This is a genomic window from Klebsiella sp. 28 (genome assembly GCF_018223905.1).
Classification (GTDB): Bacteria; Pseudomonadota; Gammaproteobacteria; order Enterobacterales; family Enterobacteriaceae; genus Klebsiella; species Klebsiella pneumoniae.
This window is the reverse complement of record NZ_JAGRQY010000100.1, coordinates 1-13,033: the sequence shown is the minus strand read 5'-3', so window position 1 is coordinate 13,033 and position 13,033 is coordinate 1. Positions and strand designations below refer to the sequence as shown.

Genomic DNA, 13,033 nt, shown 5'->3' with positions numbered 1-13,033 from the left:
GCGAAGAAATTTCTTCGCGATGTGGGACTCAAACTGGCCGATACGCTGCCGGGCGTGAAACCGCAGCTGATTCGCCAGGCGATGGGCCTCAACGATCTGCCTGCCTGGTTACGTTAACCGCGTCACACTTCTTTCACCCGGCCTGGGCGCCGGGTTTTCCCCCTCATTTGAAATATTCTAATTTCACCTCTTTTTTCGCATTAGATTTATTAATGCGTCCTTTTTTTTGTTAAAGAAATTAGAGCCGTAAAATCGCATAAAACACCATCATTACCTAATTGTCGCGCCGTTAATGTTAATTTTATGTGGCGTAAATCGCTTTTTTCCAGTCAATAACTCTGTAGGCTTTTCGGCGGATTTTAGCCATAAGCTAATGTGATGCCCTGAATGAGCTTATGGTTTAGCGCCGGGTTCGGTGGTAAGTTCAGGCCAAAGAGAACGTTTGCGTCGGCGTCCGTCAGCGATGCCGACGCCGAATTTCGTGGCGCAAAATCGCCGACAATTTCGTGGCTGGTTCCGTTTTATTCGATGAGGAAAAGATGGCTCAACAGACTCCGTTGTATGAACAACACACGCTGTGCGGCGCGCGCATGGTGGATTTCCATGGCTGGATGATGCCGCTGCATTACGGGTCCCAGATTGATGAGCACCATGCGGTGCGCGGCGATGCAGGGATGTTCGATGTGTCGCATATGACCATCGTCGATTTCCACGGCAGCCGGATCCGCGAGTTCTTGCGCTATTTGCTGGCCAACGATGTGGCGAAGCTCACCACCCCAGGCAAAGCGCTCTACACCGGCATGCTGACCGCCTCCGCCGGCGTCATCGACGACCTGATTGTCTATTTCCTTTCTGAAGATTATTTCCGCCTCGTTGTTAACTCCGCCACCCGCGAAAAAGACCTCGCCTGGATCTCCGAACAAGCTGAACCTTACGGCCTTGAAATAACCGTTCGCGACGATCTGTCGCTGATCGCGGTGCAGGGCCCCCAGGCGAAAGCGAAGGCGGCGACGCTGTTTACCGACGCTCAGCGTCAGGCCGTGGAAGGCATGAAGCCGTTCTTCGGCGTGCAGGCCGGCGACCTGTTTATCGCCACCACCGGCTATACCGGCGAAGCGGGTTATGAAATTGCGATGCCGAACGAGCAGGCGGCTGATTTCTGGCGCGGTCTGCTGGACGCTGGCGTTAAGCCGTGCGGTCTTGGCGCGCGCGACACCCTGCGCCTGGAGGCCGGGATGAACCTGTACGGCCAGGAGATGGACGAAGGCGTTTCCCCGCTGGCGGCGAACATGGGCTGGACTATCGCCTGGGAGCCCGCCGATCGTAACTTCATCGGCCGCGAAGCGCTGGAGATGCAGCGCGAAAAAGGCACCGAGCAGCTGGTTGGCCTGGTGATGACCGAGAAAGGCGTCCTGCGCGGTGGTCTGCCGGTCCGTTTTACCGATAGCGACGGTAATCAAAAAGAAGGCATTATCACCAGCGGCACCTTCTCGCCGACGCTGGGCTACAGCATCGCGCTGGCTCGCGTGCCGGCCGGGATTGGCGACACCGCGGTGGTGCAAATCCGTAACCGTGAAATGCCGGTTAAAGTGACTAAACCTGGTTTTGTACGCAATGGCAAAGCCATTGTGTGATTTCCCTTTTTTGGAGATGAATTGATGAGCAACGTACCAGCAGAACTGAAATACAGCAAAGAACACGAGTGGCTGCGTAAAGAAGCGGACGGCACCTATACCGTAGGGATCACCGAGCACGCGCAGGAGCTGCTTGGCGATATGGTTTTCGTTGACCTGCCGGAAGTGGGCGCCACCGTTGAAGCGGGCGCCGATTGCGCGGTTGCCGAATCCGTGAAGGCGGCCTCCGATATCTACGCGCCGATTAGCGGTGAAATCGTTGCCGTCAACGAAGAGCTGAACGACTCTCCGGAACTGGTCAACAGCGACCCGTATACCGACGGCTGGATCTTCAAGATCAAAGCCAGCGACGAAGCGCAGGTTGCCGCGCTGCTGGATGCCGCCGCGTATGAAGCTTTACTGGAAGACGAATAAATACGCTTCATCCTTCACGCTGCAGGGGCGTTGGCTTCCTGGCTCCCCCCGGTCACTTACTTTTGTAAGCTCCCGGGGAGTCGCTGTGTCGCCGCCTTCCTGCAACGCGAATGATTTTGCGTATTCTGGCCCGGTAAGCATCAGCGCTTGCCGGGCAAACCAGTCAGACAACCACGATTCACCGCACGTTTCAGGAACCATCGCTCATGACTCAGACTTTAAGTCAGCTTGAAAACCGCGACGCCTTTATTGAACGTCACATTGGCCCGGACGCTCAGCAACAGCAAGAGATGCTGAAGACCGTCGGCGCGGATTCGCTTAACGCCCTGATCGGCCAGATTGTGCCGCAGGATATCCAGCTGGCGACCCCACCGCAGGTGGGCGACGCGACTACCGAATTCGCCGCGCTGGCGGAGCTGAAGGCGATTGCCAGTCGCAACAAGCGCTTCAAGTCTTACATCGGCATGGGCTATACCGCCGTGCAGCTGCCGCCGGTCATTCAGCGCAACATGCTGGAAAACCCGGGCTGGTATACCGCCTATACCCCTTACCAGCCGGAAGTATCCCAGGGCCGTCTGGAGTCGCTGCTCAACTTCCAGCAGGTCACTCTGGATCTGACCGGGTTGGATATCGCTTCCGCTTCGCTGCTTGATGAAGCCACCGCCGCCGCCGAAGCGATGGCGATGGCCAAACGCGTCAGTAAACTGAAGAGCGCCAACCGCTTCTTCGTTGCCGCCGACGTCCATCCGCAAACCCTGGACGTGGTGCGCACCCGCGCGGAAACCTTCGGTTTCGACGTCATCGTCGATGACGCCGACAAAGTGCTCGATCACCAGGATGTCTTCGGCGTGCTGCTGCAGCAGGTGGGCACCACCGGCGAAATCCACGATTACAGCAAACTGATCGCCGAGCTGAAAGCGCGCAAAGTGATTGTCAGCGTCGCTGCCGACTTTATGGCGCTGGTGCTGCTGACGGCGCCGGGCAAGCAGGGCGCGGATATCGTCTTCGGTTCCGCCCAACGCTTCGGCGTGCCGATGGGCTACGGCGGCCCGCACGCAGCCTTCTTCGCGGCGAAAGATGAATTCAAACGCTCCATGCCGGGCCGGATTATCGGCGTATCGAAAGATGCGGCGGGGAATACCGCGCTGCGCATGGCGATGCAGACTCGCGAGCAGCACATCCGCCGTGAGAAAGCGAACTCCAACATTTGTACCTCGCAGGTTCTGCTGGCCAACATCGCCAGCCTGTACGCGGTATTCCACGGCCCGGCGGGTCTGAAACGTATCGCTGGCCGCATTCATCGTCTGACCGACATTCTGGCCGACGGCCTGCAGAAGAAAGGGCTGAAGCTGCGCCATGCCCACTACTTCGACACCCTGTGCGTCGAAGTGGCGGATAAAGCCGCGGTGCTGGCGCGTGCCGAAGCCCTGCAGATTAACCTGCGCAGCGATATTCACGGCGCGGTGGGCATTACGCTCGATGAAGCGACCACCCGCGAAGATGTGCTGAACCTGTTCCGCGCCATCGTCGGCGACGATCACGGTCTGGATATCGATACCCTGGATAAAGACGTGGCGCTGGATAGCCGTTCGATCCCGGCGGCGATGCTGCGCGACGATGCGATCCTCACCCATCCGGTGTTTAACCGCTACCATAGCGAAACCGAGATGATGCGCTACATGCACGCCCTGGAGCGTAAAGATCTGGCGCTGAACCAGGCGATGATCCCGCTGGGCTCCTGCACCATGAAACTGAACGCCGCGGCGGAGATGATCCCGATCACCTGGCCGGAATTCGCCGAGCTGCACCCGTTCTGCCCGGTCGAGCAGGCGGAAGGGTATCAGCAGATGATCGCCCAGCTTTCCGACTGGCTGGTGAAACTGACCGGCTATGACGCCGTCTGCATGCAGCCGAACTCCGGCGCGCAGGGTGAATATGCTGGTCTGCTGGCGATTCGCCATTATCACGAGAGCCGCAACGAAGGCCATCGCGATATCTGCCTGATCCCTAGCTCCGCGCACGGCACCAACCCGGCTTCCGCGCAGATGGCGGGTATGCAGGTAGTGGTCGTTGCCTGTGATAAAAACGGCAACATCGATCTCGCCGATCTGCGTGAAAAAGCAGAGCAGGCGGGGGCCAATCTCTCCTGCATCATGGTCACCTATCCGTCGACCCACGGCGTGTATGAAGAGACCATTCGCGAAGTGTGCGAGATCGTGCACCAGTTTGGCGGCCAGGTTTATCTCGACGGCGCCAACATGAACGCCCAGGTCGGGATCACCTCTCCGGGCTTTATCGGCGCCGACGTTTCGCACCTCAACCTGCATAAAACGTTCTGCATTCCGCACGGCGGCGGCGGCCCGGGCATGGGCCCAATCGGCGTGAAAGCGCACCTGGCGCCGTTCGTGCCGGGCCACAGCGTGGTACAGATTGAAGGTATGCTGACCCGCCAGGGCGCGGTTTCCGCCGCGCCGTTCGGCAGCGCGTCCATTTTGCCGATCAGCTGGATGTATATCCGCATGATGGGCGCGGAAGGGCTGAAGCAGGCGAGCCAGAACGCGATCCTTAACGCCAACTACATCGCTACCCGGCTGAAAGACGCCTACCCGGTGCTCTACACCGGTCGCGATGGTCGCGTAGCGCACGAATGCATTCTCGATATTCGTCCGCTGAAAGAAGAGACCGGCATTAGCGAGCTGGATATCGCCAAGCGCCTGATCGACTTTGGCTTCCATGCCCCGACCATGTCTTTCCCGGTAGCGGGGACGCTGATGGTTGAGCCGACGGAATCGGAAAGCAAGGTCGAGCTGGACCGCTTTATCGACGCGATGCTGGCGATCCGCGCGGAAATCGACCGCGTCAAAGCCGGCGAATGGCCGTTGGAGGATAACCCTCTGGTGAACGCGCCGCACACCCAGGGCGAGCTGGTGGGCGAGTGGAACCATCCGTACAGCCGCGAGCTGGCGGTATTCCCGGCAGGGTTGCACAACAAGTACTGGCCGACGGTGAAACGTCTGGATGATGTCTACGGCGACCGCAACCTGTTCTGCTCCTGCGTGCCGATGAGCGAATACCAGTAAGTTTGCGTTTTAGCTAAACTTTTAAAGGCGCTGCGGCGCCTTTATTTTTTTGGAGGGAAGGTATGGGAATAGCTCTTATTAGCGGCGCGAGCCGCGGCATAGGCCGGGCGACGGCGCTGCTGCTGGCGCAGGAAGGATATACCGTGGCGGTCAATTACCATCACAACATTAACGCCGCCACCGAGGTGGTGAATACCATTGTGGCGTCTGGCGGCAAAGCCACGGCGCTGCGGGCGGACATCAGCGATGAAGCGCAGGTGATGGCGATGTTTGAGGCAGTTGACCGCATGGGCGAGCCGCTGACGGCGCTGGTCAACAACGCCGGGATCCTGTTTACCCAGTGTACGGTGGAGAGCCTGAGCGCCGAGCGTATTAACCGCGTGCTGGCCACCAACGTCACCGGTTATTTCCTCTGCTGTCGCGAGGCGGTAAAGCGCATGTCACATCGACATGGCGGTAAGGGCGGGGCGATAGTTAACGTGTCGTCGGCGGCGTCGCGCCTTGGCGCGCCGGGGGAGTACGTTGACTATGCCGCGTCGAAAGGGGCGGTAGATACCCTGACTACCGGGCTGGCGCTGGAGGTGGCGGCGCAGGGGATCCGGGTCAACGGCGTGCGTCCGGGGCTGATTTATACCGAGATGCACGCCTCCGGCGGTGAACCGGGACGCGTGGATCGAGTGAAAGGTTCGCTACCGATGCAGCGCGGCGGCCAGCCGGAAGAGGTCGCTCAGGCCATTGCCTGGCTGCTGAGCGACAAAGCGTCGTATGTGACGGGTAGCTTCCTTGAACTGGCGGGCGGGAAATAACCCGTAGATGTCTATTGCCCGGCGGCGCTGCGCTTGCCGGGCCTACGGGGTCAAAGCCGAATGGTAGGCCGGGTGGCGGATACGCCTTACCCGGCATAAAAACCGCTAAAGCCCGACGGTCTACCAGGAGGCCAGCCACAGCCTCAGGCGCATTCCCCAACTGCTGGTCCAGCCGGTGGTAATCGACTTCACCTCGCCTTGAGAAATGACCACCAGCGTTGGCGTTACCTGGATATCCCACTGCCGCGCCAGCTGGCCGCTCGGATCATTTACCGTCGGCAGCGCCATTTTCTTCCTGCTCAGCCACTTCTCCAGCGCGGCGTTATCGCCGGAACGCAGGGCTACCGTCAGCACATTGCCGCCGTCGGCGGCAAGCGATGCCACCGACGGCGTGGTATAGCGACAAACTCCGCACCAGGTCGCCCAGACGTACAGCAGCAGCGGCTTTTGCTGGCTTATGGCATGCAGATCCAGCGTCCTGCCGTCGAGTGTCTGCAGCGATGTGGCGCTGACGTTTTGCGGCAGCGCGGGCTGGCGAAAATAATCCACCGCCAGGCTCACCGCCGCGCCAATCAGCAGCCACACCGCCAGCTCGCGCAGCCAGCGCCTGATTTTACTGGCCACGGGCTTTCGCCAGCTGTTCTTTCACCAGCCCCTCCAGCTCATCAGCAGGGATCGCGCCAGCCACCATCTGATCGCCGATGATGGTCGCCGGGGTGCCCTGAATATTCAGCACCTGCGACAAAATCAGGTTCATCTTCAGCGAATCCATGGTCTTGTCATCGATATTTACGCTATCGGTGGCGGTTTTCTTCTGCGCGGCGGCGATACTGGCGTCATCGTGATAGCCTTTTTTCGCCATCAGCCGCTGATGCAGCGCCCAGAATTTATCGGGCTGCTGACGCCAGGTGGAGAGCGCGATTTTAGCGGCATTCACCGAACTCTGCCCTTTAAACGGCAGCAGCTTAACGATGAGCTGGATGTCCGGATTATCGTGGACGATTTTTTCCAGCAGCGGATCAAACTGTTTGCAGTAAGGGCAGTTGTAATCGGTAAACGAGACGATCGTGAGTTTTGGCTCTTTCGCGCCGGTGCGCGGGCTATTCGGATCGTTAAACAGCAGCTGGGCTAACTGGTCATTACCGTTCGATTGTGGTTCTTCCGCCGGGGCGGCGAAACTGAAGGCCGATACGCACAACAGTAATAAGGCGGTGATAGCTCTCATGTTATTTTCCTTTAGCGGCGGACAGGGTGGCGAGAAGGTGTTCGCGGTCTAACAGCGCAGGCAGAATCTGTCCCTGCGGCAATTCCGGTCCGTAAATCTGGTTAAACGGCACCGCGGCGCTGCCGCGAGCGGTTAAAAACTGGCTAATGACAGCGGAGGGGCGGCTCCAGTCGCCGCGCAGGGCGACTACGTCTGGCGCTAACAGCGCCTGCTGGACGTCGTCGCGCAGCAGCACGTTGTATTTATTGGCTTTACAGGTCACGCACCAGTCGGCGGTGACATCAATAAATACCCGCTTATGCTCCGCCAGGGCGCTGGCGATAGCCTGCTCGCTGAGCGGCTGCCAGTTAACCCGGTCGCGGCGCGGGCCCTGGCCGTCCTGTTGGGCGACAAAGGCGACGGCGCCCGCTACCACGATGGCCAGGGCGCCCGCGCGCAGCGCCGTCCGCCAGCGGTAGCGCCAGGCGGTGGCCACTAGCAGGGCGATGGCCAGAATCACCAGCAGGGTAAGCACCGGCGTACGGCCGATGTGGATCGTCAGCAGGCTGACCAGCCATAGCGCTGAACCAAGCATCATTAGCCCCAGCACCACCCGCAGATGATTCATCCAGCGGCCCGGGCGTGGCAGTCGTTGCGCCAGACCCGGCCAGGCAACGATCAGCAGCCACGGCAGGCTCATGCCGATCCCCATGGCGAAGAAAATGCCCCACAGCAGCGGCAGGGGCGCCACCAGCGCCACCGACACGGCGGTACCGAGGAACGGCGCGGTACAGGGCGTCGCCAGCAGGGTGGCGAAGGCGCCCTGCCAGAAATGGCCCATTAAGCCGTTGCCGCCCCTGGTGGCGAGGAAAGTGCTGGCGCTGGAGGAGAGGCGGATTTCGAACAGCCCCAATAAACTGGCGCTGAACAGCACCATCACCAGCGCCATCGCGCCGATAAACCACGGGTTCTGGAACTGGATGCCCCAGCCGAGCGCCTGATTCCCCAGGCGTAGCGCGGTCATCATCAGCGCCAGCGCCAGGAACGAGACGACGATCCCGCACACCGAGGCGAGGAACTGCCGCCGCACCGCGCCGCGTTCGCGACCTTCGGTTTGCACCAGCGAGCCGAGCTTCATCGCCAGCACCGGCAGCACGCAGGGCATGACGTTGAGAATAAGCCCGCCGGCCAGCGCCATCAGCAGCACCCAGCCTAACGCCAGCCCCGGCGCGGCGCTGCCGGCGGCGACGGCGATTTGGCTTTCCTGCGCCTGACCGCTATCGGCCAGCACCAGCGACAGCGTTTTGCCGCTCAGATCCGGCGCCGCTTCGCCCCAGCTATCGGTGACTGGTACGGTGGCGGTCAACGTATCGCCGCGGCTGGTAAAGCTCGGCTTACCGAAATCGACATCCTCCATGCTGTCGATAAACAGCGCTGGCTGCTGCCAGCCGGCATCGCGGCGGGCGGTCACCGTCAGTTTGCCGCTGACGTAGCTGGCGGTCAGTTGCGAAGTCAGGCCATCGCGCAGCGGCAGTGTGCCCATCGCGCGGGTAAAATCATAATTAAATCGCTCCCCCGACGGAGTCGTCATATCCAGCGAAAAGGGATAGTCAGTGAGAATACAGACATTGCTGCAGGTAGAGAGCGTCAGGACGCCGCTAAGCGTCGGCGGTATTTTGCCGCGCAGCGTCATCGGAAAGCTGACGTCGCCGTGATAGCCCTGAGTGGAAATGCCCGCGACGTCGAAGCGCTGCGGCGTCGGCCAGCGCCAGCTCACCTCCAGCGGCGTGTGCCAGGCGATAGCCGGCGCGATGCCGCCTTCCCCTGGCGAGCGCCAGTAGGTTTTCCAGCCCTTTTCCAGCGCTACGTCTAAAAGCAGGCGAGTGTCGCCATTGCTCTCGGTTTGCGCCCGCAGGCGGACGCTGGCGTGTTGATTGTCGGCGGCGCGCAGCCAGCCGCTGTCGGCGGCCTGGCTGACGGGCAGCCATAGCCAAAGCAGGCAGACCAGTAGTCGCCTGAATACCATATACATAAGTTTGCTCCGTAAGTGATGAATTAACCTGAACTGTCAGGAGAATCAATCACTCACGGAAGATGCATAATCGCAGATGCACCCGCAATCGGGGTGAGGAGATAACGCGGGGAGGCCACTGGCGTTCGATACGCGGCGGGATCGCCGCCAGCACCGCCAGCAGCAGGGTGATAGCCAACAGCGCCCCTTCAAACAGCATCGGCGGAACGGCCATCAGCGACTTGGCGCTGAGCTCGCACGGCGTGACCGGCGCCTCGGCCTGATCCTGGTTTTGCTGTAGCGACGGGCTGTCGGCGGTGAGGTTCATGACCAGCGCGTGCATCCCGGCCATCCGTTGAGCGGTGCAGGTTAGCACCACCAGACAGGCCAGGAGGACAAAAAGAATGGCTTTGCGTTGTCGCTTAATCATGATTGCCTCAAATATTCACGAGGCTTATCTTAACGGGCGAACGGGTTTTGGCAATGGTAAAGCTGTAAAGAAGTGTCTGGCGGATAAGCAATTAGCCCTCCCCCGGCCGGGAGAGGGCGGTTAGTTACAGGTTCTCACCGTTGCTGGCGATGACCTCTTTGTACCAGTTAAAGCTCTTCTTGCGCGAGCGGGACATGTCGCCGGTGCCATCGTCGTGTTTGTTGACGTAGATGAAGCCGTAGCGTTTGCTGTACTGCCCGGTGGTGAAGGAGACGCAGTCGATGCAGCCCCATGGGGTATAGCCCAGCAGATCGACGCCGTCATAAGTGACCGCTTTGATCATCTCTTCGATGTGGGCGCGCAGGTAGTCGATGCGGTAGTCATCGTTGATGCTGCCGTCGGCTTCTACTTTGTCGTAGGCGCCAAAGCCGTTTTCCACGATAAACAGCGGCTTCTGATAACGCTCATACAGTTCACACAGAGAATAGCGCAGGCCGACCGGGTCAATCTGCCAGCCCCAGTCGGAGGCTTTGACGTGCGGGTTCGGCACGCTGCCTTCGAAACCGGAAATGGCGTCGCCAGTGCCGCCCTCGGCTTTCACCGCGTTGGTCATGTAGTAGCTGAAGCCGAGATAGGCGCAGGTACCTTCGCGCAGGATCTGCGCGTCGCCGTCTTCCATCCTGATGTTGAAGCCGCGGCGTTCCCATTCATTCAACACATAGCTCGGGTAGTAACCGCGCAGCTGGACGTCGGTAAAGACGTAGCGCTCGCGCATCGACTCCTGGGCGAACATGACATCTTCCGGTTTGCAGGAGTAAGGGTAGAGGGCGACCATCGCCAGCATGCAGCCGACCTGCATGTCCGGGTTGATGCGCCGCGCCGCTTTCACCGCCAGCGCGCTGGCCACGAACTGGTGGTGCAGCACCTGGTACATGGTCTCTTCCGGATTGTCATGCTCGGTATAGACCACCCCGGAGCAGCAGTAGCCGAACAGCGGCGCGCGCCAGTTGCGCTGGTTGTTGATCTCGTTAAAGGTCATCCAGTATTTCACTTTGTGCTTATAGCGCTCGAAGACCACTTCGGCGAAGCGTACAAAGAAATCGACCACTTTGCGGTTGGTCCAGCCGCCGTACTGCTGCACCAGGTGCAGGGGCATCTCGAAGTGGGAGAGGGTGATCACCGGTTCGATGTTGTGCTTCAGTAGCTCGTCGAACATGTCGTCGTAGAACTTCAGCCCCTCTTCATTCGGCTGGGTTTCGTCACCCTGCGGGAAGATGCGGGTCCAGGCGATAGAGGTGCGGAAGCATTTGAAGCCCATCTCGGCGAACAGTTTGATGTCTTCTTTGTAGCGACCGTAGAAGTCGACGGCTTCGTGGTTCGGGTAGTATTTTCCCGCTTCGACCTGGTGGGTGATTTCGCGCGGCACGCCGTGCGCCCCGCCGGTCAACACATCGCAGATGCTGGGGCCTTTGCCGCCCTGATCCCAGCCGCCTTCAACCTGATGCGCGGCGACCGCGCCGCCCCATAAAAAATCTTTCGGAAGGGTTAATTTTTTCATCCTGGCTAATCTCTCTAATAACTATTGTTCTCGAGTCTAGCAAAGTGAAAGTGAATGTCACGATATAACAAATTCCGCCAAAGGTAATATGTTACATCAAAAAAACAGGCTGTTATTTTTAGCTGATTTTGCGCGCTAATTTACGTCCGAGGGATTCGAGAATATAGATCACTGGAATTTGCGTTGTAATATCGTAGACGCCGCCAATGCGCGTCTGCGGCACGTGCCAGGAGAGATTGAAATCAGCCAGTTTGGCCAGCCGCGAATGCTCATGGCTGGTAATCGACATCACCTTGCAATGATGTAGGCTGAACTGGCTGGCGAAACGCAGGATCTCTTCCGTCTCGCCAGAGACGGAAAGCACGATCGCCAGCGCGTTGCGGGCCATATCGTTGGTTACCGGAAAATAGGGATCGTCAATATGGTTGCTGAATTTACCGACGTTGGAGAAGAAGCGTGCGCCATATTTCGCCAGCGCGCCGGAGGTGCCGGCGCCGACAAAAATAATACGTTCGGAGGCGAGAATAATATCGACGGCCTGCTCGAGTAATTCATCGAACTCGTCATTATTGACGCTTTTAAAAAAGCTCATTATTTCGCTGGCGCCGATATTTGCCTGTTGAGGCTCATTCTGCTCGAGATATAATTTAAAGCGCACGCGAAATTCAGAGTAGCCCTCGCACTGCAGTTTGCGGCAGAAGCGTAACACGGTGGTCGTGGAGACCCCGGCGGCCTCGGCCAGTTCGCGGATGGTCATGTACATCACTTTGTCACGATTTTTAATGACGTAGTGGTAGACCATCATCTCAAGATTATTGAGACTGGCGACAGCGGCGTGGGAGAACATACTCACAGGGCGAACTCACAATTCATAATGACCAGGACGGAATTATATCATGCAGGCCAATGACATTACCTTTTTTCAGCGTTTTCAGGACGACATCCTCGCCGGGCGCAAAACCATCACCATTCGCGATGCAGCGGAGTCGCACTTTAAGCCCGGCGATGTGCTGCGCGTTGGGCGCTATGAAGATGACGGCTATTTTTGCACCATCGCCGTGACCGCGACCTCGACGGTGACGCTCGATACGCTGACCGAACAGCATGCGCAACAGGAGAATATGACTCTCGGGCAGCTGCGGCAGGTCATCAGCGACATCTATCCTGGCGAGAGCCAGTTTTATGTCATTGAATTCAAAACGCTTTAAGATAATCAGGAACAGCTGTGAGTTGAAATAAAAATGTAACTTTTTGATTTTAATGTATTTACAAATATACATCGTTTTATTTTAGCTAACAGGTGTTCACTGGAATCATTCTCAGTTACCCTAAGTGGGCAATGAAAGCGTTCTTGTTTTCACGGAGTCCAGTATGGTTCGCAAACCATTAATCACTCAGGGATATTCTCTGGCAGAGGAAGTTGCCAACAGCATCAGCCACGGGATCGGGCTGGTGTTCGGTATCGTCGGCCTTGTGTTGCTGCTGGTGCAGGCGGCGGATACAAACGCCAGCGCGACGGCGATCGCCAGCTACAGCCTGTACGGCGGCAGCATGATTATGCTGTTCCTCGCTTCCACGCTCTATCACGCGATCCCGCATCAGCGGGCGAAACAGTGGCTGAAGAAATTCGACCACTGCGCTATCTACCTGTTGATTGCCGGGACCTACACGCCGTTTTTGCTGGTGGGATTGAATTCACCGCTGGCGAAGGGGCTGATGATCGTCATCTGGAGCCTGGCGCTGCTGGGGATCCTGTTTAAGCTAACCATCGCGCACCGCTTTAAAATTTTGTCGCTGGTGACCTATCTGACCATGGGCTGGCTGTCGCTTATCGTGGTCTATCAGCTGGCAGTGAAGCTGGCGGTGGGCGGGGTAACGCTGCTGGCGGTTGGCGGG

General features: G+C 58.7%; 13 protein-coding genes. 7 read left to right on the top strand and 6 right to left on the bottom strand.

All coding sequences use genetic code 11. The features are described from left to right. From KHQ28_RS29255 to KHQ28_RS17415, 5 genes are all read left to right on the top strand, one after another. The coding region (locus KHQ28_RS29255; protein ID WP_228298276.1) for a hypothetical protein at nucleotides 1-117 on the top strand (117 nt) is incomplete at its 5' end. Between the two features lie 422 nt (nucleotides 118-539). Beyond that, the gene (gene gcvT, locus KHQ28_RS17430; RefSeq protein ID WP_002916480.1) at nucleotides 540-1,634 is read left to right on the top strand and encodes a glycine cleavage system aminomethyltransferase GcvT; all 1,095 of its coding nucleotides are present in this window, start codon (nucleotides 540-542) and stop codon (nucleotides 1,632-1,634) included. Between the two features lie 24 nt (nucleotides 1,635-1,658). Further along, on the top strand, nucleotides 1,659-2,048 hold the full coding sequence (gcvH, locus tag KHQ28_RS17425; RefSeq protein ID WP_002916479.1) for a glycine cleavage system protein GcvH: 390 nt from the start codon (nucleotides 1,659-1,661) through the stop codon (nucleotides 2,046-2,048). Between the two features lie 206 nt (nucleotides 2,049-2,254). Continuing rightward, a complete protein-coding gene (gene gcvP / locus KHQ28_RS17420) occupies nucleotides 2,255-5,128 on the top strand; it encodes an aminomethyl-transferring glycine dehydrogenase (RefSeq protein WP_002916478.1) in 2,874 nt (957 codons plus the stop codon). Between the two features lie 62 nt (nucleotides 5,129-5,190). After that, nucleotides 5,191-5,934 (top strand): SDR family oxidoreductase, encoded by a 744-nt coding sequence (locus KHQ28_RS17415; RefSeq protein WP_019704916.1) that lies wholly within the window; start codon nucleotides 5,191-5,193, stop codon nucleotides 5,932-5,934. A gap of 120 nt (nucleotides 5,935-6,054) precedes the next feature. On the opposite strand, the gene KHQ28_RS17410 is transcribed toward KHQ28_RS17415, so the two are convergent. The 6 genes from KHQ28_RS17410 to KHQ28_RS17385 form a co-directional block, all read right to left on the bottom strand. Further along, a complete protein-coding gene (locus KHQ28_RS17410) occupies nucleotides 6,055-6,558 on the bottom strand; it encodes a protein disulfide oxidoreductase (RefSeq protein ID WP_032418364.1) in 504 nt (167 codons plus the stop codon). Next, nucleotides 6,548-7,159, bottom strand: a complete 612-nt coding sequence (locus tag KHQ28_RS17405) for a DsbA family protein (RefSeq protein ID WP_004210064.1) — start codon at nucleotides 7,157-7,159, stop codon at nucleotides 6,548-6,550. The genes KHQ28_RS17410 and KHQ28_RS17405 overlap by 11 nt, the downstream gene beginning before the upstream one ends. A 1-nt stretch (nucleotide 7,160) precedes the next feature. After that, entirely contained in the window at nucleotides 7,161-9,170 is a 2,010-nt protein-coding gene (locus tag KHQ28_RS17400; RefSeq protein WP_032418365.1) for a protein-disulfide reductase DsbD, read from the bottom strand. A gap of 49 nt (nucleotides 9,171-9,219) precedes the next feature. Next, on the bottom strand, nucleotides 9,220-9,579 hold the full coding sequence (locus tag KHQ28_RS17395; protein ID WP_004210062.1) for a hypothetical protein: 360 nt from the start codon (nucleotides 9,577-9,579) through the stop codon (nucleotides 9,220-9,222). A 124-nt stretch (nucleotides 9,580-9,703) separates the two neighbouring features. Further along, nucleotides 9,704-11,137 (bottom strand): 6-phospho-beta-glucosidase, encoded by a 1,434-nt coding sequence (locus KHQ28_RS17390; RefSeq protein ID WP_032418366.1) that lies wholly within the window; start codon nucleotides 11,135-11,137, stop codon nucleotides 9,704-9,706. Between the two features lie 118 nt (nucleotides 11,138-11,255). Next, nucleotides 11,256-11,984: a MurR/RpiR family transcriptional regulator gene (locus KHQ28_RS17385; protein WP_002916321.1), complete on the bottom strand. Its 729-nt coding sequence runs from the start codon at nucleotides 11,982-11,984 to the stop codon at nucleotides 11,256-11,258. 49 nt (nucleotides 11,985-12,033) lie between these two features. On the opposite strand from KHQ28_RS17385, the gene yqfB reads away from it, so the two are divergent. After that, nucleotides 12,034-12,345 (top strand): N(4)-acetylcytidine aminohydrolase, encoded by a 312-nt coding sequence (yqfB, locus tag KHQ28_RS17380; protein ID WP_004144734.1) that lies wholly within the window; start codon nucleotides 12,034-12,036, stop codon nucleotides 12,343-12,345. Between the two features lie 163 nt (nucleotides 12,346-12,508). Beyond that, the coding region (locus KHQ28_RS17375) for a hemolysin III family protein (RefSeq protein ID WP_211777641.1) at nucleotides 12,509-13,033 on the top strand (525 nt) is incomplete at its 3' end.

Excerpts from the sequence above, each read along its gene's own strand:
- KHQ28_RS17405 (WP_004210064.1), bottom strand. The coding sequence starts at position 7,159 with ATGAGAGCTATCACCGCCTTATTACTGTTGTGCGTATCGGCCTTCAGT.
- KHQ28_RS17385 (WP_002916321.1), bottom strand. The coding sequence starts at position 11,984 with ATGTTCTCCCACGCCGCTGTCGCCAGTCTCAATAATCTTGAGATGATG.
- gcvP (WP_002916478.1), top strand. The coding sequence starts at position 2,255 with ATGACTCAGACTTTAAGTCAGCTTGAAAACCGCGACGCCTTTATTGAA.
- KHQ28_RS17415 (WP_019704916.1), top strand. The coding sequence starts at position 5,191 with ATGGGAATAGCTCTTATTAGCGGCGCGAGCCGCGGCATAGGCCGGGCG.
- KHQ28_RS17390 (WP_032418366.1), bottom strand. The coding sequence starts at position 11,137 with ATGAAAAAATTAACCCTTCCGAAAGATTTTTTATGGGGCGGCGCGGTC.
- yqfB (WP_004144734.1), top strand. The coding sequence starts at position 12,034 with ATGCAGGCCAATGACATTACCTTTTTTCAGCGTTTTCAGGACGACATC.
- KHQ28_RS17395 (WP_004210062.1), bottom strand. The coding sequence starts at position 9,579 with ATGATTAAGCGACAACGCAAAGCCATTCTTTTTGTCCTCCTGGCCTGT.
- gcvT (WP_002916480.1), top strand. The coding sequence starts at position 540 with ATGGCTCAACAGACTCCGTTGTATGAACAACACACGCTGTGCGGCGCG.
- gcvH (WP_002916479.1), top strand. The coding sequence starts at position 1,659 with ATGAGCAACGTACCAGCAGAACTGAAATACAGCAAAGAACACGAGTGG.
- KHQ28_RS17400 (WP_032418365.1), bottom strand. The coding sequence starts at position 9,170 with ATGTATATGGTATTCAGGCGACTACTGGTCTGCCTGCTTTGGCTATGG.